A 23,840-nucleotide genomic window follows, 5' to 3' on the forward strand; every position below is an offset into this window, starting at 1 on the left:
GACAGCTGGACGAAGACGCTGGAATAAAAAAACCCGCCGAAGCGGGTTTTTTTTGTACAACGCCGTTAAACCGACAGTTCAACCAGCAGCTTGTTGAGGCGGCGCACATACGCGGCCGGGTCCTTCAAGCTGTCGCCGGCCGCCAGGGCCGCCTGATCGAAGAGGATGTGCGACAGGTCGCCGAAGCGCTCGTCGCTCTGCTCGTTGTCGAGTTTCTCGATCAGCGGGTGAGCCGGGTTGAATTCGAAAATCGGCTTCGACTCCGGAACCTTTTGACCGCTGGCTTCCAGGATCTGCCGCATTTGCATGCCCAGGTCCTGCTCGCCGATGGCCAGGATCGCCGGGGAATCGGTCAGACGGTGGGAAACCCGCACTTCGGCCACAGAATCGCCCAGTGCGGTTTTCAGACGCTCAACCAGACCTTCTTTGGATTTGGCGACTTCTTCCGCGGCTTTCTTGTCTTCTTCCGAGTCCAGGTTGCCCAGGTCCAGGTCACCACGCGCCACGTCGACAAAGCTCTTGCCATCGAAGTCGCTGAGGTAGCTCATCAACCACTCGTCGATGCGGTCGGTCAGCAGCAGCACTTCGATGCCTTTCTTGCGGAAGACTTCCAGGTGCGGGCTGTTTTTGACCTGCGCGTAGGTTTCGCCGGTCAGGTAGTAGATCTTGTCCTGGCCTTCCTTGGCGCGCGCCAGGTATTCGGCCAGGGAAACCACTTGCTCGCCTTCTTCGCCCTGAGTGGAGGCGAAACGCAGCAGGCCGGCGATTTTCTCTTTGTTGGCGAAGTCTTCTGCCGGGCCTTCTTTCATGACCTGGCCGAAGTTTTTCCAGAAGCTCTTGTACTGCTCAGGGTCGTTCTTCGCCAGTTTTTCCAGCATGTCGAGCACACGCTTGGTCAGCGCCGACTTCATGGAGTCGATGATCGGGTCTTTCTGCAGGATTTCCCGCGACACGTTCAGCGACAGGTCGTTGGAATCGACCACGCCTTTGATGAAGCGCAGGTACAGCGGCAGGAACGACTCCGCCTGATCCATGACGAACACGCGCTGCACGTACAGCTTCAGGCCTTTAGGGGCTTCACGCTGGTACAGGTCGAACGGAGCACGGGCCGGCACGTAGAGCAGCGAGCTGTATTCCAGCTTGCCTTCGACCTTGTTGTGGCTCCAGCTCAGCGGGTTCTCGAAATCGTGGGCGACGTGCTTGTAGAACTCCTGGTATTCCTCGTCCTTGATCTCGGTACGCGGACGGGTCCACAGGGCGCTGGCGCGGTTGACGGTTTCCCATTCGACGGCCGGCTTCTCCTCACCCTCGACAGCTGCCGCTTCTTTTGGCAACTCGATCGGCAAAGCGATGTGATCGGAGTACTTCTTGATGATGTTGCGCAGACGCCAGCCATCGGCGAATTCGTCTTCACCGGATTTCAGGTGCAGGACGATGCGGGTACCGCGCTCGGCTTTCTCGACGGTGGCGATTTCGAATTCGCCTTCGCCCTTGGACGACCAGTGCACGCCTTCGCTGGCAGCGAGGCCGGCACGACGGCTGTACACGTCGACTTTATCGGCGACGATGAACGCAGAGTAGAAGCCCACACCGAACTGACCGATCAGGTGCGAATCTTTCTTCTGATCGCCGGACAGATGCTTCATGAAATCGGCAGTGCCGGATTTGGCGATGGTGCCCAAGTGGGTCACCGCGTCGTCGCGGCTCATACCGATGCCGTTGTCTTCGAGGGTGACGGTTTTAGCGTCCTTGTCGAAGCTCACACGGATTTTCAGCTCGGCGCCACCTTCCAGCAGGTCAGGCTTGGCCAAGGCTTCAAAGCGTAATTTATCGACAGCGTCAGAGGCGTTCGAGATCAATTCGCGAAGGAAAATTTCCTTGTTGGAATACAGCGAATGGATCATGAGGTGCAGCAGCTGCTTCACCTCGGTCTGGAAGCCCAGGGTTTCCTTTTGAGTTTCCACACTCATGGTCATCAAACTCCAATCAGATGGCATAAGCCGCGACCTTGACGGTCGGCGGCGGGTTGTCATCAAAGTTGGGGGCTCAGATCAGGATTTCAAGGGCTCTTCGATTTTGAAGTGGGCCCGGGCCGTGGCAATCGGCTCGGATTCGCTGCTTTGCCAGGCGGTAATCGCCACGTTGGCGACGCGCCGCCCTTGGCGACATACCTGGCACTTGGCCCAAGTGTCACGAAATTGCCCTGCGCGCAGGTAGTCGAGGGAAAAGTCGATGATCTTCGGCACGCCGGGCGATCCGGTGAATATCAGCAGGTGCAACGCCGCGGACAACTCCATGAACCCGGCAATCACCCCGCCGTGAATCGCCGGCAGCAGAGGGTTGCCGATGTTGTCCTTGTTGGCTGGCAAGCGAAACAACACCTCATCCCCCACGCGTGAACACTCGACGCCGATCAGTTTGGCATAGGGGATCAGGTGCAGCAGCGAGGCGTAGTCCCCCCGCTCATGAGCCTGTTGCAGTTGTGCCTTGAAGTGGTCAGTCATATCGCACCTGCAGCGATCGCACCGCCAAAACCCTTAGCGCCCTTGATGGCTTTACCCATGCGCATGAAGGTGCCGACGACATGGGCAATGGGGTGTTCGGGGTCGTCCTGATAGGCGAAGCCGCGGGCAAAGATCACATCGGTGGTGACCCGGTAGCACTGAGCGAACCCATAGACATCTTTGTACGGTTCGGCGGCGTGCATGTAGTCGATGCGCAGGTCCAGGGTCGGACACACCTCGAATTCGGGCAACACGCAGAGGGTGGACATGCCACAGGCGGTGTCCATCAGCGACGTCAGTGCCCCGCCATGGATCACACCGGTTTGCGGATTGCCGACGATGTGCGGGCTGTATGGCAACATCACGGTGAGCCCTTCACAACTCGCGCTGTGAACCTGCAGACCGAGTACCTGACAATGTCGCAACGCCGACAGGAATCGAGTCGCACGCTCAAAAACGGGGTTTTCGGCCATTTGATAAAAACTCTTATTAGTGTCTTGAGGTCGCACTAGGCGCTTTGAGTAAAAGTTCCCGCCGGAATATTCTTATATATCTGTATGAATTGAGGAACTTAACGCTAAGCGCTGTGCTCGAAAGGCCAGTAGATATTTTCCATAAGGAGAAACACCCCATGCGTAAGACTTTAGCTATTGCCTTGATGTTGACCGCTTCCCTCGGTCTCGCTGCTTGCGATAAAAAATCCGAGGACAAAGCTCAAGATGCTAACCAACATGCTGAGCAAGCTCAGCAAGACATGAACAAAGCTCAGGATAAAGTGAACGACGCAGCGAAAGAAAACGCCGAAGCTGCCAAAGCTCAGGCTGAATCGAACGAAGCTGCTGCAAAAGAGGCACCTAAAAACTAAAACGTTTTTAGCGTGACAAAGAAAACCCGCCATGTGCGGGTTTTCTTTTGTCTGCAATCCGGCACTAGAGCAAAATGCTTCTAAAAGTCGGACTGATCATCAGCAACAACGAACACACTAACCCGATGAACCATACCAGGCTGCGCTGCCAGGCCAAATCTGTCCAATAGCACAACAAATAAATGATTCGTGTTATCACGAAGATGATTGCCAGCGAATCGATAAGCCACCCCGCCGTCTGCGTGGTGTGCGCCATCAACACCCCCACCGCAAACAACACAAATGCCTCGATACAATTCTGATGCGCCGCCAGCGCCCTGGCGCCGAAGCCGGTGAGTTGCGCCTGTTGCTGGCGCGGCAGGTGATTATCGTAACCGCCCTGCTCTTTCATGGCCTTGGCTACCGGGATGCGAGCTACATAAATCAGCAAGGCACTGATAAACACACACCAGAACGGAATACTCATCAAGCAACCTCTTTAGTCGCCTCGGGCAAGGGTGCCTCTGTAGGGGTATAGACCATTACGTCAAGAACGTCGGAGTGAAACTCCCGGCGATAGAGCACCAGGACCACGCCGGTACTCATCAACATGAACAACCAGGGACTGACGAACCAGGCCAGCATGGTCATGCCGAAATAATAAGAGCGCAGGCCGAAGTTGAACTGGTTGGCGGCCATGGAAATCACCCGGGCCGCACGGGCGGCAAAAGCTTTACGCTCCAGTTCGGAAACATGCCGTTCCCCGACCATCGGTGCCGAACCCACCAGAATCGCCGCAAAATTGTACTGACGCATGCACCAGCTGAAGGTAAAGAACGCATAGACAAATACCAGCGCCAGGCACAACAACTTGATTTCCGACATGCCTTGGGACGCTTGCTGCACCATCGGGATATCCGCCAGCAACGACACCGCCCTTTCGGAAGCCCCCAGCACCGTGAGAATGCCGGCCAGGATAATCAGCGTGCTGGAAGCAAAAAACGAGGCGTTGCGCTCCAGGTTACCGATCACACTGGCGTCGGCGATACGGTTATCGCGCAGCAGCATCCGGCGCATCCAGTCTTCGCGATACAGGTGCAGCACGCTCGCCAGGCACGCGGTGTCGCGGGCTTTCCACGTCGCATAGCGGGTGTAGCCGCCCCAGCAGATGACAAACCAGGCGGCGGCGAGAATGTGGATCAGGTTGGCGAGGATGAACGACATGCAATTCCCTGTGAGACGTTGGCATTGAATCCTGTAGGAGCGAGGCTTGCCCGCGAAGGCGGTGTCACCGGAGAAAAAATATCGCCTGACACACCGCCTTCGCTGGCAAGCCTCGCTCCTACAAGGTATTGCTTCGACGTTAGCTTAAGGAAAAAGACACTGCATCATGCCCATAAAAAATGCCCCGTATCGATTGATACGGGGCATTTCTGTTTCTGCGATCAAAGGCCCGCTTGTGGCGGCCCTTGCAACAGCTTACGCCAACGCTTCTTCGCGCTTGCCCAGCAAACGATCACACACCACTGCAACCACCAGCGTCATGACCGACGGCACCAACCACGCCAGACCTTGCTCGCTCAACGGCAGGTTGGCCAGCTGCGTCGGCAGCCAGTCCGCCAGACCGGCGCCTTTGAGCGCATCGATCAGGCCGAAGATGAAGGACACCAGCATCACCGGGCCGACAATACGGCCCTGCTCATGCCAGAAGTCCTTGCAGAAGCTCAGGGCCACCAGCGCGATGCACGGCGGGTAGATCGCGGTAAGGACCGGGATCGAAAACGCGATCAGCTTGGTGAGGCCCAGGTTGGACACCAGCAGGGAGAACGCGGCGAGGATGATCACCAGTGTCTTGTAGGACAGCGGCAGCACACGGCTGAAATATTCAGCGCAGGCACAGGTCAGGCCGACCGCCGTGACCAGGCAGGCCAGGGAGATCAACACCGCCAGGAAGCCGCTGCCCAGGGAGCCAAAGGTGTGTTGCACGTAAGCATGCAAGACCACCGCGCCATTGGTCGCGCCGACGGCCACTTCATGGCTGCCCGAACCGAGACGGAACAGGCTGACGTACACCAGGGCCAGACCCACGCCGGCAATCAGCCCGGCAATGATCGCGTAACGGGTGATCAGCGCCGGCGACTCGACGCCACGGGAGCGGATGGCGTTGACGATGACAATGCCGAAGACCAGCGCGCCCAGGGTATCCATGGTCAGGTAACCATTGATGAAACCCTGGGAGAACGGTGCCGCCACGTACTCGGGGGTGCCCGCGCCGATGTCGCCGGCCGGCAATGCAAACGCCGCGATGCCGAGTACAGCCAGGGCGATGATCTTCAGTGGTGCGAGAAAACGTCCAACGGTATCCAGCAAACGGCCGGGGTACAGCGAGATGAAGAACACCAGCAGGAAGTACACCGAGCTATAGAGGAACAGTGCCAGCGGGCTTTCGCCGGTCAGCGGCGCCAGGCCGACTTCGAAGGACACTGTCGCGGTGCGCGGCGTCGCGAACAGCGGGCCGACGGCCAGGTAGCACGCAGCGGCCAGCAGGCCCCCGGCAACTTTACCGATCGGGCTGCTCAAGGCATCCATGGCGCCGCCGACTTTGGCCAGGGCGACCACTGTGATCACCGGCAGTCCAACCGCGGTGATCAGAAAGCCCAGCGCCGCCAGCCAGACATGAGGGCCGGCCTGCAAGCCGACGATAGGCGGGAAGATGATGTTGCCGGCCCCGACAAACAGGGCAAAGGTCATGAATCCAAGTGCCAGGATGTCCTGGCCTTTCAACACTTTCATTAAGGAAATACCACACTACTGAATCGGAATTTAGAGAGGGATTTCCCTTTTGGGTGAGGGAAATGCTGTCGGTCCGTATGGGACCAACCCTTTTAGCGCGTTGCCGCCTTGTGAGCCGCTGACGCAAAAATGGCGAGTAGCCTAACGAATTTGGCCGTAAAACGCACTGTTAGGGGGCGAACTATCCGATACACGACATTTCCATGTCGCGTTTTTGCATGTAATTGGTTGTCGCCTGTAAGTCCGCTATCGCGGGCAAGCCCGCTCCCACAGGTTCACCACTATCCCTGTGGGAGCGGGCTTGCCCGCGAAGGGGCCATGACTGACCGCACACAAATCTGAATTTCATCCAAAACAGCAAAGATCAAAAGATCGTCCGAAGGCCCGGGCCGCGTTCGGACGATCTCTTGATCTTCAGAACGACAAAGGCCACCCGAAGGTGGCCTTTGTCAGCAGAGCTACAAGCCAAGCGCGAGGCTTACTTGATCGCCCAACCGGTCAGCTCGGACAGAGCCTTGCCGATGTCTGCCAGCGAACGCACGGTTTTCACGCCTGCGTCTTCCAGGGCAGCAAACTTCTCGTCTGCAGTGCCTTTGCCGCCAGAGATGATTGCGCCAGCATGGCCCATGCGCTTGCCCGCAGGGGCAGTCACACCAGCGATGTAGGAAACAACCGGCTTGGTCACGTGAGCCTTGATGTAGGCCGCCGCTTCTTCTTCAGCCGAACCGCCGATCTCGCCGATCATCACGATCGCTTCGGTCTTCGGGTCTTCCTGGAACAGCTTCAGGATGTCGATGAAGTTCGAACCCGGGATCGGGTCACCGCCGATGCCGACGCAAGTCGACTGACCGAAACCGGCGTCAGTGGTCTGCTTCACAGCTTCGTAGGTCAGGGTGCCGGAACGGGAAACGATACCGACCTTGCCTGGCAAGTGAATGTGACCTGGCATGATGCCGATCTTGCATTCGCCTGGAGTGATCACGCCTGGGCAGTTAGGACCGATCAGGACTACGCCCAGCTCGTCGCACTTGACCTTGGCATCCAGCATGTCCAGGGTAGGAATGCCTTCAGTGATGCAAACGATCAGCTTGATGCCGCCGAAGGCTGCTTCCAGGATGGAGTCCTTGCAGAAAGGAGCCGGAACGTAGATCACGCTGGCGGTGGCGCCAGTGGCAGCTACAGCGTCTTTCACGGTGTTGAACACTGGCAGGCCCAGGTGCTCGGTGCCGCCTTTGCCTGGAGTTACGCCGCCAACCATCTTGGTGCCGTATTCGATGGCTTGCTGGGTGTGGAAACTACCTTGCGAACCGGTAATACCCTGGCAGATAACTTTGGTGTCTTTATTGATCAGGACGCTCATTATTTGCCCTCCGCAGCTTTGACAACTTGTTGAGCAGCGTCGGTCAGGCTGGTAGCAGCGATGATGTTCAAACCGCTTTCTGCCAGTACTTTAGCGCCCAGCTCAGCGTTGTTGCCTTCAAGGCGAACAACAACCGGGATTTTCACGCCGACTTCTTTCACAGCGCCGATGATGCCTTCGGCAATCATGTCGCAACGAACGATGCCGCCGAAGATGTTGACCAATACTGCAGCGACGTTAGTGTCGGACAGGATGATCTTGAACGCTTCGGTAACGCGTTCTTTGGTAGCACCGCCGCCCACGTCGAGGAAGTTGGCTGGTTTACCGCCATGCAGGTTGACGATGTCCATGGTACCCATGGCCAGGCCAGCACCGTTGACCATGCAACCGATGTTGCCTTCCAGCGCTACGTAGTTCAGTTCGAACTTGGCAGCGTGCGCTTCGCGCGGATCGTCTTGCGACGGATCGTGGAAAGTTTTCAGCTTAGGCTGACGGTACATGGCGTTGGCGTCGATGTTGATCTTGGCGTCGAGGCAATGCAGATCGCCGTCAGCCTTGATCACCAGCGGGTTCACTTCCAGCAGAGCCAGGTCGTGATCCTTGAACAGCTTGGCCAGACCAACGAAGATCTTGGCGAACTGGGCAACTTGCTTGCCTTCCAGACCCAGCTGGAATGCCAGCTCGCGACCCTGGAATGGCTGAGCGCCAACCAGTGGATCGATAGTGGCCTTGAGGATTTTCTCAGGGGTGTCGTGAGCGATTTTCTCGATGTCCACGCCACCTTCGGTGGAAGCCATGAACACGATGCGACGGCTCGAACGGTCAACGACAGCGCCCAGGTACAGCTCTTTAGCGATATCAGTGCACGATTCAACCAGGATCTTGGTGACTGGCTGACCATTGGCATCAGTCTGGTAAGTCACCAGACGCTTGCCCAACCACTGTTGAGCGAATGCCTTGGCGTCTTCTTTGCTACGAACCAGCTTTACGCCGCCCGCTTTACCGCGACCACCTGCGTGAACCTGGGCTTTGACAACCCATTCGGTCCCGCCGATCTTGTCGCATGCTTCTGCTGCTGCTTCCGGGGTGTCTACGGCGAAACCCTGGGATACTGGCAGGCCGTATTCAGCGAACAGCTGCTTACCCTGATACTCGTGAAGATTCATGCTTATTACCGTCTTCGTTAGGTACTGCGCATTCGGTGCTGCACTCGTTCAAGTGCCGCACCACCTGTGACTGCTGCTTGCGTAACCTTTCCGGACAACCGGTGCAGCTACGCAAGACTGCGTCCAGCGGATATTCCGCGGTGAGTCTTGCTTGCAAGGCTCACGACGGGCCATACCGCCGTGGTTTCTTATTGTCTTAACGCTTCTTCTTGTTGGCGATGTGAATGGCGCCGCCATTCACTGCCAGAGCGGCTTCGTGCAAGGCTTCGGACAGGGTCGGATGGGAGAAAACCATCATGCCCAGGTCTTCAGCGCTGGTGCCGAATTCCATACCGATCGCGCCCTGCTGAACCAGTTCTGCAGCGCTCGGGCCAATCACGTGGACGCCCAATACGCGGTCAGTCTTGGCATCGGCGATGACTTTCACGAAACCGCCGGTGTCGTTGGCTGCCATGGCACGGCCACTGGCTGCGAACGGGAAGGTGCCAACGTTAACTTCAACGCCTTCAGCCTTCAAGGTCTGCTCGGTTTTGCCGACCCACGCGATTTCCGGGTGAGTATAAATAACCGAAGGGATCAAATCATAGTTCATCTGGGCTTTGTGGCCCTTGATGCGCTCGACAACCATGATGCCCTCTTCCGAGGCCTTGTGAGCCAGCATCATGCCGCGAACCACGTCGCCGATCGCGTAAACGCCCGGTACGGTGGTGGCGCAGTGATCGTCAACGTGCACGAAACCGCGCTCGTCCAGGGTCACGCCGCAATCGGCGGACAACAGATCAGCGGTCACCGGACGGCGACCAACGGCTACGATCAGCTTGTCGAACGTGATGTTCTGTTCGCCCTTGGCGTCGGTGTAGTTCACCACGACTTCGTCGCCGTTCACTTTGGAACCGGTGACGCGAGCGCCCAGCTTGATGTCCAGACCCTGTTTGGTCAGGGTTTTCAGCGCTTCCTTGGAAACGGCAGCGTCAGCGGCCATCAGGAAGGTGTCCAGCGCTTCGAGAACGGTGACTTCGGCGCCCAGGCGGGACCAGACCGAACCCAGTTCCAGACCGATCACGCCAGCGCCGATCACGCCCAGACGTTTTGGTACGGTCTGGAATTCCAGTGCGCCCGTCGAATCGACGATCACATTCTGGTCAACCGGAGCCGGTGGAATGTCGATCGGACGCGAGCCTGGCGCCAGGATCACGTTTTCGGCTTCGATGATTTCTACCGAACCGTCAGGCTTGGTGACTTCAACTTTCTTGCCGGCCAGCAGCTTGCCGTGACCCTGGATGGAGGTCACACCGTTGGCTTTGAACAAGGTGGCAACACCAGAGGTCAGGCCTTTGACGATGTTGGCCTTGCGGCCGACCATTGCTGGCACGTCCATGGTCACGCCGGCGTGGTTGATACCGTGGATCGCGAAGCCTTCTTTGGCTTCCTTGTATTTCCAGGAGCTGTCCAGCAGGGCCTTGGAAGGAATGCAACCGACGTTCAGGCAGGTGCCGCCCAGAGCCAGCTTGCCTTCCTTGTCGGTGTACTTCTCGATGCAGGCCGTCGAAAAACCCAGCTGCGCGGCCTTGATGGCAGCTACATAGCCGCCAGGGCCCGCGCCGATCACTACTACGTCAAATTTCTGCGACATTCAAAAAATCCTCTTTTGGCAACAAGCTTGAAGCCACAAGCTTCAAGCCAGGCTGCAATTGCTTGCAGCTTGTGGCTTGAAACCTGTAGCGGCTTCTATCAGATATCCAGCAGCAAACGAGCCGGGTCTTCCAGCAGGTTCTTGATGGTAACCAGGAAGGTCACAGCTTCTTTGCCATCGATCAGACGGTGATCGTAGGACAGCGCCAGGTACATCATCGGACGGATAACGACCTGACCGTTGATCGCCATAGGACGCTGCAGAATGTTGTGCATGCCCAGGATGGCCGCTTGCGGCGGGTTGACGATCGGCGTCGACATCATCGAACCGAAGGTACCACCGTTGGTGATGGTGAACGTGCCGCCGGTCATCTCGTCCATCGACAGTTTGCCGTCACGGGCTTTCTTGCCGAAGGTGGCGATGCCGCCTTCGATTTCAGCCAGGCTCATCAATTCGGCGTTACGCAGAACCGGTACCACCAGACCGCGGTCGCTGGAAACAGCTACACCGACGTCAGCGTAGCCGTGGTAAACGATGTCGGCACCGTCGATCGAGGCGTTGACAGCCGGGAAGCGTTTCAGCGCTTCGGTGGCAGCCTTGACGAAGAACGACATGAAGCCCAGGCGCACGCCGTTGTGGGACTTCTCGAACAGGTCCTTGTACTTCGAACGCAGCGCCATGACTTCGGTCATGTCGACTTCGTTGAACGTGGTCAGCATCGCCATGTTCGACTGGGCTTCAACCAGACGCTCGGCAACCTTGGCACGCAGACGGGTCATTGGAACGCGCTTTTCAACGCGGTCACCGGCGGCGAACACTGGAGCAGCGGCGGCAGGCGCAGCAGCCTTGGCAGGCGCGGCAGCCGGAGCGGATTTTTTGGCAGCAACGGCAGCTACCACGTCTTCCTTGGTGACACGACCGCCTTTGCCGGTACCGGCAACGGAAGCGATGTTGATGCCGTTTTCTTCAGCCAGCTTGCGAGCAGCCGGTGCAGCAACAGGATCGTCTTCGCCTGCGGCAGCTGGCGCAGCAGCCTGTGCAGCGGCCGGAGCGGCGGCAGCGGCGGCAGCGGCTGGAGCGGCAGCAGCGCCGCCCGCTTCGATGGAGCCCAGGACTTCGTCGGACAGAACGGTGTCGCCTTCGTTCTTGACGATAGCGCCCAGCACGCCATCAGCGGTAGCCAACACTTCCAGTACGACTTTGTCAGTTTCGATATCGACGATCAGGTCATCGCGCTTGACGGCGTCGCCCGGCTGTTTGTGCCAGGTGGCAACGGTGCCATCGGCAACCGATTCCGGGAAAGTGGGGGCTTTGATTTCGATAGCCATTATCTGTGGGTCCTTAAATTCGGTTTCAGGTGCGCGAAGGCGTTAAACAGTAAAGGCGTCTTGCAGCAGTTTTTCCTGCTGCTCAGCGTGCATCGATGCGTAACCACAAGCAGGTGCGGCAGACGCCTCACGACCCGCATATTCCAGGACCAGGCCTTTCTTGTGGTTGGTCAGACTGCGACGCATGTGATGCTGGCTGCTGTACCAGGCGCCCTGGTTCATCGGCTCTTCCTGGCACCAAACCACGTGTTTGAGGTTGGTGTAAGGGGCGAGCGTCTCCATCAGGTCGTCCTCAGGGAACGGGTACAGCTGCTCGAGACGCACGATAGCGATGTCTTCACGACCTTCGGCACGGCGTTTTTCCAGCAAGTCGTAGTAGACCTTGCCGCTGCACAGAACAACGCGCTCGACCTTTTTCGGATCCAGTGCATCGATTTCCGGGATAACGGTCTGGAACGAACCTTCGGCCAGATCTTCCAGGGTAGACACGGCCAGTTTGTGACGCAGCAACGACTTCGGCGTCAGCACGATCAACGGCTTGCGCAGCGGGCGAATCACCTGACGACGCAGCAAGTGGTAGATCTGAGCCGGTGTAGTCGGGACGGCTACCTGAATGTTGTGCTCGGCGCACAGCTGCAGGTAACGCTCCAGACGAGCCGACGAGTGCTCCGGCCCCTGACCTTCATAACCGTGCGGCAGCAGCATGGTCAGACCGCAGAGACGGCCCCACTTGTGCTCGCCACTGGTGATGAACTGGTCGATAACCACCTGGGCACCGTTGGCGAAGTCGCCGAACTGGGCTTCCCAGATGACCAGCGCCTCAGGCGTGGTGGTCGAATAACCGTATTCGAACGCCAGGACCGCTTCCTCGGACAGGAACGAATCGTACAGGTCGAAGCGTGGCTGACCTTTGTACAGATTCTGCAGCGGAATATAGCTGCCGGTGTCTTTCTGGTTGTGCAGGACGGCGTGACGGTGCGAGAACGTACCACGACCGATGTCCTGACCCGTCATGCGAATCGGGTGACCTTCGAACGCCAGGGTCGCGTACGCCATGGTTTCGGCGTAACCCCAGTTGATCGGCAGGCCGCCGGCTTGCATCTTCTGACGGTCTTCGTAGATTTTCGAGACCTGGCGCTGAACCACGAAGCCTTCCGGAATTTCCAGCAGCTTGGCGGACAGTTCCTGCAAGGTTTTCAGATCGAAGCGAGTGTCGTGACGCGCGGTCCAGGCGTGGCCCAGATACGGACGCCAGTCCACGAACAACTCTTTGTTCGGCTCTTTGACCAGGCTTTTTACAACATGCAGGCCATTGTCCAGCGCGTTGCGGTATTCATCGATTTTCGCCTGAACACGCTCGGCGTCGAGTACACCGGCCTGGGTCAGACGATCGGCATACAGTTCACGGGTGGTGCGCTGCTTGGCGATCTGCTGATACATCAGAGGCTGGGTACCGCTTGGCTCGTCGGCCTCGTTGTGGCCGCGACGACGGTAGCAGACCAGGTCGATCACCACGTCGCGCTTGTACTGCATGCGGTAGTCGATGGCCAGCTGGGTCACGAACAACACGGCTTCCGGATCATCGCCATTCACATGGAGGATCGGCGCCTGGATCATTTTCGCAACGTCGGTCGCGTACTCGGTGGAACGCGAGTCCAGCGGGTTGCTGATGGTGAAACCGACCTGGTTGTTGATCACGATGTGCACGGTGCCGCCGGTCTTGAAACCGCGGGTCTGCGACATCTGGAAGGTTTCCATCACCACGCCCTGACCGGCGAATGCCGCGTCACCGTGGATGGAAATCGGCAGAACCTTCTCGCCGGTAGGGTCGTTACGACGATCCTGACGGGCCCGAACCGAACCCTCGACCACTGGAGATACGATTTCCAGGTGGGACGGGTTGAAGGCCATTGCGAGGTGAACTTCACCGCCGGTGGTCATGACGTTGGACGAGAAGCCCTGGTGATACTTAACGTCACCGGAACCCAGCTCGACCTTCTTCTTGCCTTCGAACTCGTCGAACAGCTCGCGCGGGTTCTTGCCGAAGGTGTTGACCAGCACGTTCAGACGGCCACGGTGGGCCATGCCGATCACGATTTCCTTGGTGCCGTAGGAACCGGAACGCTGGATCAACTCGTCGAGCATCGGAATCAGGCTCTCGCCGCCTTCCAGGCCGAAACGCTTGGTGCCCGGGTATTTGGTGCCCAGGTATTTTTCCAGGCCTTCGCCGGCGGTAACGCGCTCAAGCAAGTGGCTCTTGATGTCGGCGGAGTACGTCGGACGGCCGCGCACGCTTTCCAGACGCTGCTGGAACCACTGGCGCTGCTCGGAATCGGTGATGTGCGTAAATTCAGCGCCGATGGTGCGGCAATATGTCTGCTGCAACGCTTCGTGAATTTCGCGTAGGCTCGCCTCCTCTTTGCCGATGAACAGGTCGCCGGCACGGAAGGTCGTATCAAGATCGGCATTGGTCAAGCCGTAATGATTGATCGACAGGTCTGCAGGTGCAGGACGCTGCCACAGCCCCAGCGGGTCAAGCTGGGCTGCCTGGTGGCCACGCATACGGTAGGCCTGGATCAATCGCAGCACTTCAACTTGCTTCTTCTCGTGCTCACTGCTCACGCTGCCGGCGGAAACCGGTTGGGCGCGGCGCTGGTTCTTTGCCAGCAAGACGAAATGATCGCGAATCGTGGAGTGCGAAACATCGGTGGCAGTGTTGCCGTCGGCAGGCAACTTCTGAAAGTAGGTGCGCCACTCTTCTGGCACAGCGTTAGGGTCGTGCAGGTAGAGCTCATAGAGCTCTTCCACATAGGCAGCGTTACTACCGGATAGGTAGGCGCTGTTCCACATGCGCTGCATCACGCTTTCTTGCATGCTTGGTCACCCTCGGTTAGGGGAACACCACCGGCGTCGACACCGAGCAAACTTGCAGAAGTCCGAATGCAGCGACCAAAACAAGCCACCTAGGATCACGCTGATAGTCCGGGTACCAGCCCGGATGCCCCTGCTTGTCTCATTTCTTCAAAATAAGAGCCGCAGCCTTTGTAGCTGCTGCTCAGGTTAAAACTACGGCGCCGGTTGAAGCCTGCGCCGTAGCATCTACGGGTACTGCGGTACTACTTGTTACAACAGCCGGGTTACTACAGCTGAATCACACGCCGCTTTGCAGAAGCATGTTACGAATGTGACCGATGGCCCTGGTCGGGTTCAGGCCTTTCGGACATACGTTGACGCAGTTCATGATGCTCCGGCAGCGGAATACGCTGAACGGGTCATCCAGCGCAGCCAGACGCTCGGCAGTCTTGGTATCACGGCTGTCCGCCAGGAAGCGATACGCTTGCAGCAGGGCAGCTGGACCCAGGAACTTGTCCGGGTTCCACCAGAAGGACGGGCAGGAGGTCGAGCAGCAAGCGCACAAAATGCACTCGTACAGACCGTCAAGCTTTTCACGTTCTTCCGGGGTCTGCAGACGTTCGATGGCCGGAGCCGGCGTGTCGTTCTGCAGGTAAGGCTGAACTTTTTCGTATTGCTTGTAGAAGATGCTCATATCGACGACCAAGTCACGGATAACCGGCAAACCTGGCAGCGGACGAACGATCAACTTGTTACCTTTTACGACGGCAGACAGCGGCGTGACGCACGCCAGGCCGTTTTTGCCGTTGATGTTCATGCCGTCGGAACCGCAAACACCTTCACGGCAAGAGCGACGATAGGAGAAACCCTCGTCCTGCTCTTTGATCAGGGCCAGCACGTCCAGCACCATCAGGTCTTTACCACCGGTATCGACCTGGAATTCCTGCATGAACGGCGCAGCGTCCTGATCAGGGTTGTAGCGATAAACACTGACTTTCAACATGGCGGCCACCCTTAATAAGTCCGAATCTTAGGTTCAAAAGTCGGAACAGTCTTCGGCGAGAAGTTCACAGCACGCTTGGTCACGCGCTTGTCACCCGGGAAGAACAGGGTGTGGCACAGCCAGTTTTCATCGTCGCGGTCTTCAAAGTCTTCACGGGCGTGAGCACCGCGGGACTCTTTACGGATCTCTGCAGCGATGGCGGTGGCTTCGGCCACTTCCAGCAGGTTCTGCAGTTCCAGCGCTTCGATACGTGCAGTGTTGAACGCCTGCGACTTATCGTTGATCTTGACGTTGGCGATACGCACGCGCAGGTCAGCCAGCTGGGCAATACCCTTCTGCATGTATTCGCCGGTACGGAATACACCGAAGTAGTTCTGCATGCAGCTTTGCAGCTCTCGACGCAGGGTCGCCACGTCTTCGCCATCGGTACGCTCGTTCAGAGCGGACAGACGCGCCAGGGCGGTTTCGATGTTGGCGTCGGTAGCGTCATCGTATTCGATGCCGTCAGTCAGCGCTTTTTCCAGGTGCAGACCGGCCGCACGACCGAACACAACCAGGTCGAGCAACGAGTTGCCGCCCAGACGGTTGGCACCGTGAACCGATACGCAAGCCACTTCGCCCACTGCGAACAGGCCAGGAATGATGGTGTCGACGCCTTCGGCATCCTGGGTGATCGCCTGGCCATGAATGTTGGTCGGAACACCGCCCATCATATAGTGGCAAGTCGGAACAACCGGAACCGGAGCAACAACCGGGTCAACGTGAGCAAAGGTCTTGGACAGTTCGCAGATGCCTGGCAGACGGCTGTGCAGTACTTCTTCGCCCAGGTGATCGAGCTTGAGCAGTACGTGGTCGCCATTCGGACCGCAACCATTGCCGGCGATGATCTCTTTAACCATCGAACGGGCAACAACGTCACGACCGGCAAGGTCCTTGGCGTTCGGAGCGTAACGCTCCATGAAACGCTCGCCGTGCTTGTTGATGAGGTAGCCACCTTCACCACGGCAACCTTCGGTAACCAGTACACCAGCGCCGGCGATGCCGGTCGGGTGGAACTGCCACATTTCGATGTCTTGCACCGGCACGCCGGCACGCAGGGCCATGCCGACGCCGTCACCGGTGTTGATCAGGGCGTTGGTGGTGGACGAGTAGATACGACCGGCACCGCCAGTGGCCAGAACGGTGGCCTTGGCGCGGATGTAGCTGGTTTCACCGGTTTCGATGCAGATGGCGATAACGCCAACGAACTCGCCTTGCGAGTTCTTCACCAGGTCAACAGCGTAGTACTCGTTCAGGAACGTGGTGCCGGCTTTCAGGTTGCCCTGATAAAGCGTGTGCAGCAGCGCGTGACCGGTACGGTCGGACGCGGCGCAGGTACGGGCAGCCTGGCCACCTTTACCGTAATCCTTCGACTGACCGCCGAATGGACGCTGGTAGATACGACCTTGCTCTGTACGGGAGAACGGCAGACCCATGTGGTCCAGTTCAAAGACCGCAGCAGGGCCTTCCTGACACATGTATTCGATAGCGTCCTGGTCACCGATGTAGTCGGAACCCTTGACGGTATCGTACATGTGCCAGCGCCAGTCATCGTTCGGATCGGCCGAAGCGATGGCGCAGGTAATGCCACCCTGGGCGGATACAGTGTGCGAACGGGTCGGGAACACCTTGGTGATCACGGCAGTCTTGTGACCGCCCTGCGCCAGTTGCAGCGCTGCGCGCATGCCGGCACCGCCACCACCAATAATGATGGCGTCGAAAGAAATCGTTGGAATGTTAGCCATGAATCAGATACCCCAAAGAATCTGCACACCCCAGACGAAGTAAGCGAACATCGCAACGCCGCATACTGCCTGGAAAAGGAAACGTACTGCAGTCGCGGACTTGCCCAGCGCCATTGGCGTCAGGTAGTCGGTCGCGATGGTCCACATGCCGACCCAGGCGTGAGCGCCCAGGGCCACAAGGGCCAGCAGACTGAAGATACGCATCCCGTTGTGGGCGAACAGGCCGTGCCATTGGTCGTAGCCAATGCCCGGGTTCGCAACGAGGTATCCGATCAGGAAAATGAAATAAGCCGCGAGAACGACCGCAGACACACGTTGCGCCATCCAGTCGTAAAGACCGGAACGCGAAAGGTTCGTAACGCTGGTTACCATATCCAAACTCCTGCCAGAACGATCAACACCACGGAAATGGCGATGACAATTTTCGAGCCCAGTGTGCCGCCTTCCAGCGTCTCACCGATGCCCATGTCCATGATCAAGTGGCGCACACCGGCTACCAGGTGATACAGAAGAGCGGACAGGAGGCCCCATGCTACGAACTTGGCCAGCGGACTGGTCAAGGTTGCCTTCACGTCGGCAAAACCTTCCTCGGAACCCAGGGATTTGCCCAATGCATAAAGCATGAAGCCAAGGCCCAGGAAGAGAATGATGCCGGAAACACGGTGAAGAAACGACGTAACGCCGGTGATGGGGAGTTTGATGGTCCTTAGGTCTAGGTTTACAGGTCGTTGGCTTTTCACGGCTTTTTTTTCACACTGAAGAGCCCCTAACAATCAGGGCAAAGTTGTTGGGGAGTGCACTGGTCAGGTAACCACCACCCAGGGATGCGACCCCCAATAAAGCAGGCCCAAAAGCCCCTGGCGGTCGGTGGCCGAGTATAGACAGTTAGGTCACTAATGACAACGCGTTCACCTTCCCCTAATAGCGCATTGCACAAGTTGGATAAAAGGCGTAAATGGCAGTCAATTTCGAGGAAAAAGTCGGGTTAAAGCCTTCTGGAGCAAGAGTTTAGGCAAATTGACATTCGAATTTATCTCACTATAGTGGTGCGGGCCCTGCGTGGGGGGTCTGTCTGATGATTTCAAGCATAAATAGGAGGCCACATGGCTGACAAAAAAGCGCAGTTGATCATCGAGGGCGCAGCCCCCGTCGAGCTGCCCATTTTAACCGGCACCGTTGGTCCCGATGTTATCGATGTTCGGGGCCTGACGGCCACGGGCCGTTTCACCTTTGACCCAGGCTTCATGTCGACCGCTTCCTGCGAGTCGGCGATCACCTATATCGACGGCGACAACGGCATCCTGCTGCACCGCGGTTATCCGATCGAACAGCTGGCTGAAAAGTCGGACTACCTGGAAACCTGCTATCTGCTGCTCAACGGCGAGTTGCCGACCGCAGAACAGAAGGCCCAGTTCGTCAGCACCGTGAAGAACCACACCATGGTTCACGAGCAGCTGAAGACCTTCTTCAACGGCTTCCGTCGTGACGCCCACCCGATGGCCGTCATGTGCGGTGTAGTCGGCGCCCTCTCGGCCTTCTACCACGACTCCCTGGACATCAAGAACCCGCAGCATCGCGAAATTTCCGCGATCCGCCTGGTGGCCAAGATGCCGACCCTGGCAGCGATGGTTTACAAGTACTCCATGGGCCAACCCATGATGTACCCGCGCAACGACCTGACGTACGCGGAAAACTTCCTGCACATGATGTTCAACACCCCGTGCGAGATCAAACCGATCAGCCCGGTACTCGCCAAGGCCATGGACAAGATCTTCATCCTCCATGCCGACCACGAGCAGAACGCATCGACCTCCACCGTACGCCTGGCCGGTTCGTCGGGTGCCAACCCGTTCGCCTGTATCGCCGCCGGTATCGCTGCACTGTGGGGCCCTGCCCACGGCGGCGCGAACGAAGCCGTTCTGGCCATGCTTGACGAAATTGGCGATGTCTCGAACATCGACCAGTACATCGCCAAGGCCAAGGACAAGAACGATCCGTTCAAACTGATGGGCTTCGGTCACCGGGTCTACAAAAACCGCGACCCACGGGCCACCGTGATGAAGCAGACGTGCGACGATGTGCTGAAAGAGCTTGGCATCCAGCACGATCCGCAACTCGAACTGGCCATGCGCCTGGAAGAGATTGCCCTGACCGACCCGTACTTCATCGAACGCTCGCTGTACCCGAACGTCGACTTCTATTCGGGGATCATCCTCAAGGCGATCGGCATTCCAACCAGCATGTTCACCGTGATCTTCGCCCTGGCGCGGACCGTCGGCTGGATCTCCCACTGGAAAGAAATGCTCTCCAGCCCGTACAAGATCGGCCGTCCGCGGCAGCTGTACACCGGTTACGAGTCGCGTGACATTCCTGATCTGGAAGACCGCAAATAAGATTTGTCTTGCGATAATGTCTTGAGTTGTACCGGGAACGGCCTCTATTTATAGGGGCCGTTTTTGTTTGTGTGCCTTTTTTGATGCGCGGCGGCCTGCGGGCCGACCGGGCTGTTTGGTTGTGTACATATCCGTTTCTTTGGTCACGGCGACTTAGGGTTCCGCCCTTACGGCGGGTCACTTGGAAGAGCGCCAAGTAACCAAGCGCTCTTGCCCCTGTCGTTCGGTGCCTCGCCTAGGCTCGGCATGCCCTCGCTCCGGTCCTGCTCCGTGGGCCCGCCGCGATCGGCCATCCATGGCCGTGCGCGGCTAACCCGGCATCCATGCCGGGTTGCCCACTGCGCAGAACCTCCACTCGGCCTCTCGAGGGGGCGTACACCGCAAAAGCAACGCGAGGCGGCCTACCGGCCGGCCTATCCCTCAAGCGTACGCGTACCCCTGTAGGAGCGAGCTTGCTCCGGGCGGCGTTCCGACGATGGTCGTTAACGATAACGCGTGTTGCCTGATTAGTGTTGCCTGATTAAACGCGGCGCTATCGAGTCCATCGTCGGAACGCCGCCCGGAGCAAGCTCGCTCCTACAAGGGGATCGGCGTACACCCGCGCTCTTCACCACTCATCAGGCCGAGCCTTCGCTGCAGTACGGCGATCCGAAAAGCCAGCTCCAACAATGATCGGCAGCAAAGTAGAGTCCGATAACCGCCCCAAAAAAAATGCCCCGATCTCTCGACCAGGGCATTTCATACAACTCAGCTTATATAGGGTAAACCCGAAGCCTTAGTGAGCAACCGCCCCACTCGCCCCCAACCCTGTCTGCGAACGAACAAACTGCGGGAAGAACAGCGCACGCTCATTGTCAGCCGCCTTCGACTTGTCGGTGATCGAGAAGAACCAGATCCCGATGAATGCAATGGCCATGGAGAACAGCGCCGGGTACTCATACGGGAAGATCGCCTTCTCGTGATGCAGGATCTGCACCCAAATGGTTGGCCCAAGCACCATCAAGCCAACGGCACTCACCAGACCCAACCAGCCACCGATCATCGCACCACGCGTGGTCAGGTTCTTCCAGTACATGGAAAGCAACAGCACCGGGAAGTTACAGCTCGCCGCGATGGAGAACGCCAGGCCCACCATGAACGCAATGTTCTGGCTTTCGAACAGGATACCCAGACCGATTGCCAGCACACCCAGGCAGACGGTAGTGATTTTCGAGACGCGGATTTCATCCTTGTCGTTGGCCTTGCCCTTCTTGATCACACTGGCGTAAAGGTCGTGGGACACCGCTGTGGCACCGGCCAGCGTCAGACCGGCAACCACTGCCAGAATGGTCGCGAACGCTACCGCCGAGATGAAGCCCAGGAAAATACTGCCACCCACCGCATTGGCCAGGTGCACCGCCGCCATGTTGTTGCCGCCCAACAGCGCGCCAGCCGCATCTTTAAAGGCAGGGTTGGTGCTCACCAGCAGGATCGCGCCGAAGCCGATGATGAAGGTCAGGATGTAGAAGTAACCAATGAAGCCGGTTGCATACAGCACGCTCTTGCGAGCTTCTTTCGCGTCACTCACGGTGAAGAAGCGCATCAGAATGTGCGGCAGGCCAGCGGTACCGAACATCAGGGCCAGACCCAGGGAGAACGCGGAGACCGGATCTTTGACCAGACCGCCCGGGCTCATGATCGCCTCACCTTTAGGGTGAACCTTGATCGCCTCGGAGAACAGCGCGCTGAAGTCGAAGTTGACGTGCTTCATGACCATCAGCGCCATGAACGAGGCACCGGACAGCAGCAACACAGCCTTGATGATCTGTACCCAGGTGGTCGCCAGCATGCCGCCGAACAACACGTACATGCACATCAGGATACCGACCAGGATCACGGCGACGTAGTAGTCGAGACCGAACAGCAGCTGGATCAGCTTGCCGGCACCGACCATTTGCGCGATCAGGTAGAACGCTACCACCACCAGCGAGCCGCAAGCGGACAGCGTGCGGATCTGGGTTTGCCCAAGGCGATAGGACGCCACGTCGGCAAAGGTGTATTTACCCAGGTTACGCAGGCGCTCGGCGATCAGGAACAGAATGATCGGCCAGCCCACCAGGAAGCCGATCGAGTAGATCAGGCCGTCGTAGCCGGAGGTGAACACCAGGGCGGAAATACCCAGGAAGGACGCCGCGGACATGTAGTCACCGGCAATGGCCAGACCGTTCTGGAAGCCGGTGATCTTGCCACCCGCCGCATAGTAGTCGGCCGCCGAATTGTTGCGCTTGGAAGCCCAGTAGGTGATGCAAAGGGTCAGACCAACGAACGCGACGAACATCAGGATCGCGGAAACGTTGAGCGGTTGTTTGTGCACTTCGCCGGTCAGGGCTTCACCTGCCCAGGCGGCAGGTGCAAAGGCTGCGATGCTCAATAGAGCCATTAGACGCCGGATCATTGCTGAGCCTCCTTGAGAATCGCATTGTTCAGGTCGTCGAATTCGCCATTGGCGCGTCGTACGTAGATTGCCGTCAGGATAAAGGCCGAGAGAATCAGCCCGACACCAATGGGTATGCCCCAGGTAATAGATGACTCAGGATTGATTTTCGCGCCCAGGATATGCGGCCCGTAAGCAATCAAAAGGATGAATCCGGAGTAAAGCCCAAGCATGATCGCCGAAAGAATCCAGGCGAACCTTTCTCGCTTACTAACCAGCTCCTTGAAGCGCGGGCTGTTTTGAATCGAGAGGTAAATGCTGTCGTTCATTGTTTTTATCCTCGCAGCACAGATGAAGTTGTAACGTCATCCACTCTATGCGGCTGCGGAACAGGTTCCAGACGACCTTAGTATTAGAACGACATGACAGAATCGCCAAACTGTAGGAGCGAGCTTGCTCCGGGCGGCGTTCCGACGATGGACTCAAAGGCGCCGCGCTCATCCAGAATGCACGCGTTATCGTTGACGACCATCGCGAGCAATCGAGCGTCGACCGGCTGCTCCTACAGAAAAGCAAAGGCCGCTTGGCATGAATGCCAAGCGGCCTCGGGAGGTACTGACCAGAAGGGTCAGCTCAAATCATTTGGTCCAGTCTGCAACGCGTTCCGGGTGTTTGGCCACCCAGTCCTTCGCCGCCGCTTCAGGCTTGGCACCTTCCTGAATCGCCAGCATCACTTCGCCGATTTCGTCTTTCGACGCCCACTGGAAGTTCTTCAGGAACTTGGCCACTTCCGGTGCCTTGGCATCCAGGCCCTTGCTGCCGATGCTGTTCACGGTCTCGGCCGCGCCATAAACGCCTTTCGGGTCGTCCAGGAAGCGCAGTTTCCACTTGGCGAACATCCAGTGCGGCACCCAACCCGTGACGGCAATGGATTCCTGTTTCTTCTCGGCACGGGTCAGCTCGGCAATCATGCCGGCGCCGGAACTGGCCTTGAGCTGATAGCCGGTCAGATCGTAGTCCTTGATCGCCTGCTCGGTCTTGAGCATCACGCCCGAACCGGCGTCGATGCCGACAATGCGTTTTTTGAAGCTGTCGTCGGTTTTCAGATCTTCAAGCGACTTGGCCTTGACGTACTCCGGCACGATCAAGCCGATCCTGGCGTCCTTGAAGTTCGGGCCGTAGTCGACCACCTGATCCTTGTTCTTGGTCCAGTAATCGCCGTGAGTCACCGGCAGCCAGGCTGAGAGCATGGCGTCGAGTTTGCCAGTGGCGACACCCTGCCACATGATCCCGGTGGCGACCGCTTGCAGCTTCACGTCGTAATCGAGTTTCTGCTTGATCACTTCGGCTGCCACATGGGTGGTCGCAACGCTATCGGACCAGCCGTCGACGTAACCGATGGTCACGGCTCCCTTCGCAGCCAACGCCTGGGTGGAGCCGATCGCAAGCGCCAGTGCGGCACTTGCGCCTAAAAGTCGTCGCATCTTCATCGTTACTTCCCCGAAAGTGCTGCGCTCGGCGGATGCCGAGTCGCGTCAACGTATTGTTATGGTGCGCGGCGCCCCCATCACGCCTCACCGCAAACTCGTTCCACATCAGCGCGATTTTTCGATGAGAGCGCTGACGCCTCGATAATCAACCTGACGACAACTGCGACCTGCTCTGCCAGCGACCTCAAGGCATCGAGAAACGACATCAGAACGCCATTAATCTAGACCACCGAAAGTCCCCCGGCCAATCCGCCCGAACTTTGCATGTCAAAATCA

20 protein-coding genes are annotated in these 23,840 nt (G+C 58.1%); 2 read left to right on the forward strand and 18 right to left on the reverse strand.

The features are described from left to right. Positions 1–65 precede the first annotated feature (65 nt). The 3 genes from htpG to PMA3_RS21215 form a co-directional block, all read right to left on the reverse strand. Positions 66–1,970, reverse strand: coding sequence for a molecular chaperone HtpG (gene htpG, locus PMA3_RS21205; RefSeq protein ID WP_064680772.1), 1,905 nt, complete (start codon positions 1,968–1,970; stop codon positions 66–68). Between the two features lie 81 nt (positions 1,971–2,051). Next, entirely contained in the window at positions 2,052–2,504 is a 453-nt protein-coding gene (locus PMA3_RS21210) for a PaaI family thioesterase (RefSeq protein ID WP_064679024.1), read from the reverse strand. Next, a complete protein-coding gene (locus tag PMA3_RS21215; RefSeq protein ID WP_064679025.1) occupies positions 2,501–2,977 on the reverse strand; it encodes a PaaI family thioesterase in 477 nt (158 codons plus the stop codon). Before PMA3_RS21215 ends, PMA3_RS21210 begins: the two co-directional genes overlap by 4 nt. 158 nt (positions 2,978–3,135) lie before the next feature. Between PMA3_RS21215 and PMA3_RS21220 the strand changes: the two genes are divergently transcribed. Further along, positions 3,136–3,369, forward strand: a complete 234-nt coding sequence (locus PMA3_RS21220) for a hypothetical protein (protein WP_064679026.1) — start codon at positions 3,136–3,138, stop codon at positions 3,367–3,369. Between the two features lie 64 nt (positions 3,370–3,433). Here PMA3_RS21220 and PMA3_RS21225 read toward each other — a convergent pair whose 3' ends face one another. From PMA3_RS21225 to sdhC, 12 genes are all read right to left on the reverse strand, one after another. Continuing rightward, entirely contained in the window at positions 3,434–3,835 is a 402-nt protein-coding gene (locus PMA3_RS21225; RefSeq protein ID WP_064679027.1) for an MAPEG family protein, read from the reverse strand. Next, positions 3,835–4,572: a DUF599 domain-containing protein gene (locus PMA3_RS21230; protein ID WP_064679028.1), complete on the reverse strand. Its 738-nt coding sequence runs from the start codon at positions 4,570–4,572 to the stop codon at positions 3,835–3,837. The genes PMA3_RS21225 and PMA3_RS21230 overlap by 1 nt, the downstream gene beginning before the upstream one ends. Positions 4,573–4,827: 255 nt before the next feature. Next, on the reverse strand, positions 4,828–6,141 hold the full coding sequence (brnQ, locus tag PMA3_RS21235; RefSeq protein ID WP_064679029.1) for a branched-chain amino acid transport system II carrier protein: 1,314 nt from the start codon (positions 6,139–6,141) through the stop codon (positions 4,828–4,830). Positions 6,142–6,619: 478 nt separating this feature from the next. After that, positions 6,620–7,501: a succinate--CoA ligase subunit alpha gene (gene sucD, locus PMA3_RS21240; RefSeq protein ID WP_008148605.1), complete on the reverse strand. Its 882-nt coding sequence runs from the start codon at positions 7,499–7,501 to the stop codon at positions 6,620–6,622. Continuing rightward, positions 7,501–8,667, reverse strand: a complete 1,167-nt coding sequence (gene sucC, locus PMA3_RS21245) for an ADP-forming succinate--CoA ligase subunit beta (RefSeq protein ID WP_008148602.1) — start codon at positions 8,665–8,667, stop codon at positions 7,501–7,503. The genes sucD and sucC overlap by 1 nt, the downstream gene beginning before the upstream one ends. Positions 8,668–8,863: 196 nt before the next feature. Beyond that, a complete protein-coding gene (gene lpdA / locus PMA3_RS21250; RefSeq protein WP_064679030.1) occupies positions 8,864–10,300 on the reverse strand; it encodes a dihydrolipoyl dehydrogenase in 1,437 nt (478 codons plus the stop codon). Between the two features lie 98 nt (positions 10,301–10,398). Continuing rightward, positions 10,399–11,628: a 2-oxoglutarate dehydrogenase complex dihydrolipoyllysine-residue succinyltransferase gene (gene odhB, locus PMA3_RS21255; protein ID WP_064679031.1), complete on the reverse strand. Its 1,230-nt coding sequence runs from the start codon at positions 11,626–11,628 to the stop codon at positions 10,399–10,401. Between the two features lie 42 nt (positions 11,629–11,670). Continuing rightward, positions 11,671–14,502: a 2-oxoglutarate dehydrogenase E1 component gene (locus PMA3_RS21260; protein WP_064679032.1), complete on the reverse strand. Its 2,832-nt coding sequence runs from the start codon at positions 14,500–14,502 to the stop codon at positions 11,671–11,673. Positions 14,503–14,779: 277 nt separating this feature from the next. Further along, on the reverse strand, positions 14,780–15,484 hold the full coding sequence (locus PMA3_RS21265) for a succinate dehydrogenase iron-sulfur subunit (protein ID WP_064679033.1): 705 nt from the start codon (positions 15,482–15,484) through the stop codon (positions 14,780–14,782). Positions 15,485–15,495: 11 nt separating this feature from the next. After that, the gene (gene sdhA, locus PMA3_RS21270; protein ID WP_064679034.1) at positions 15,496–17,268 is read right to left on the reverse strand and encodes a succinate dehydrogenase flavoprotein subunit; all 1,773 of its coding nucleotides are present in this window, start codon (positions 17,266–17,268) and stop codon (positions 15,496–15,498) included. 3 nt (positions 17,269–17,271) lie between these two features. Continuing rightward, positions 17,272–17,640 carry a succinate dehydrogenase, hydrophobic membrane anchor protein gene (gene sdhD, locus PMA3_RS21275; protein WP_007959040.1) on the reverse strand — a complete coding sequence of 123 codons (369 nt, stop codon included), beginning with the start codon at positions 17,638–17,640 and terminating at the stop codon, positions 17,272–17,274. Beyond that, complete coding sequence (gene sdhC, locus PMA3_RS21280; protein WP_064679035.1) at positions 17,634–18,008, reverse strand: succinate dehydrogenase, cytochrome b556 subunit; 375 nt, start codon at positions 18,006–18,008, stop codon at positions 17,634–17,636. Before sdhC ends, sdhD begins: the two co-directional genes overlap by 7 nt. Before the next feature lie 363 nt (positions 18,009–18,371). Here sdhC and gltA point away from each other — a divergent pair, with 363 nt between their 5' ends. Then, positions 18,372–19,661 (forward strand): citrate synthase, encoded by a 1,290-nt coding sequence (gene gltA / locus PMA3_RS21285; protein ID WP_064679036.1) that lies wholly within the window; start codon positions 18,372–18,374, stop codon positions 19,659–19,661. A 775-nt stretch (positions 19,662–20,436) separates the two neighbouring features. Here gltA and PMA3_RS21290 read toward each other — a convergent pair. The 3 genes from PMA3_RS21290 to PMA3_RS21300 all read right to left on the reverse strand — a co-directional run bounded on the left by PMA3_RS21290 (position 20,437) and on the right by PMA3_RS21300 (position 23,564). Further along, entirely contained in the window at positions 20,437–22,095 is a 1,659-nt protein-coding gene (locus tag PMA3_RS21290) for a cation acetate symporter (RefSeq protein WP_064679037.1), read from the reverse strand. Next, positions 22,092–22,403 carry a DUF485 domain-containing protein gene (locus tag PMA3_RS21295; RefSeq protein ID WP_064679038.1) on the reverse strand — a complete coding sequence of 104 codons (312 nt, stop codon included), beginning with the start codon at positions 22,401–22,403 and terminating at the stop codon, positions 22,092–22,094. Before PMA3_RS21295 ends, PMA3_RS21290 begins: the two co-directional genes overlap by 4 nt. Positions 22,404–22,712: 309 nt before the next feature. After that, entirely contained in the window at positions 22,713–23,564 is an 852-nt protein-coding gene (locus tag PMA3_RS21300; protein WP_064679039.1) for a glycine betaine ABC transporter substrate-binding protein, read from the reverse strand. Between the last annotated feature and the right edge of the window lie 276 nt (positions 23,565–23,840).

The sequence above is a fragment of the Pseudomonas silesiensis genome, assembly GCF_001661075.1.
GTDB classification, from domain to species: Bacteria; Pseudomonadota; Gammaproteobacteria; order Pseudomonadales; family Pseudomonadaceae; genus Aquipseudomonas; species Aquipseudomonas silesiensis.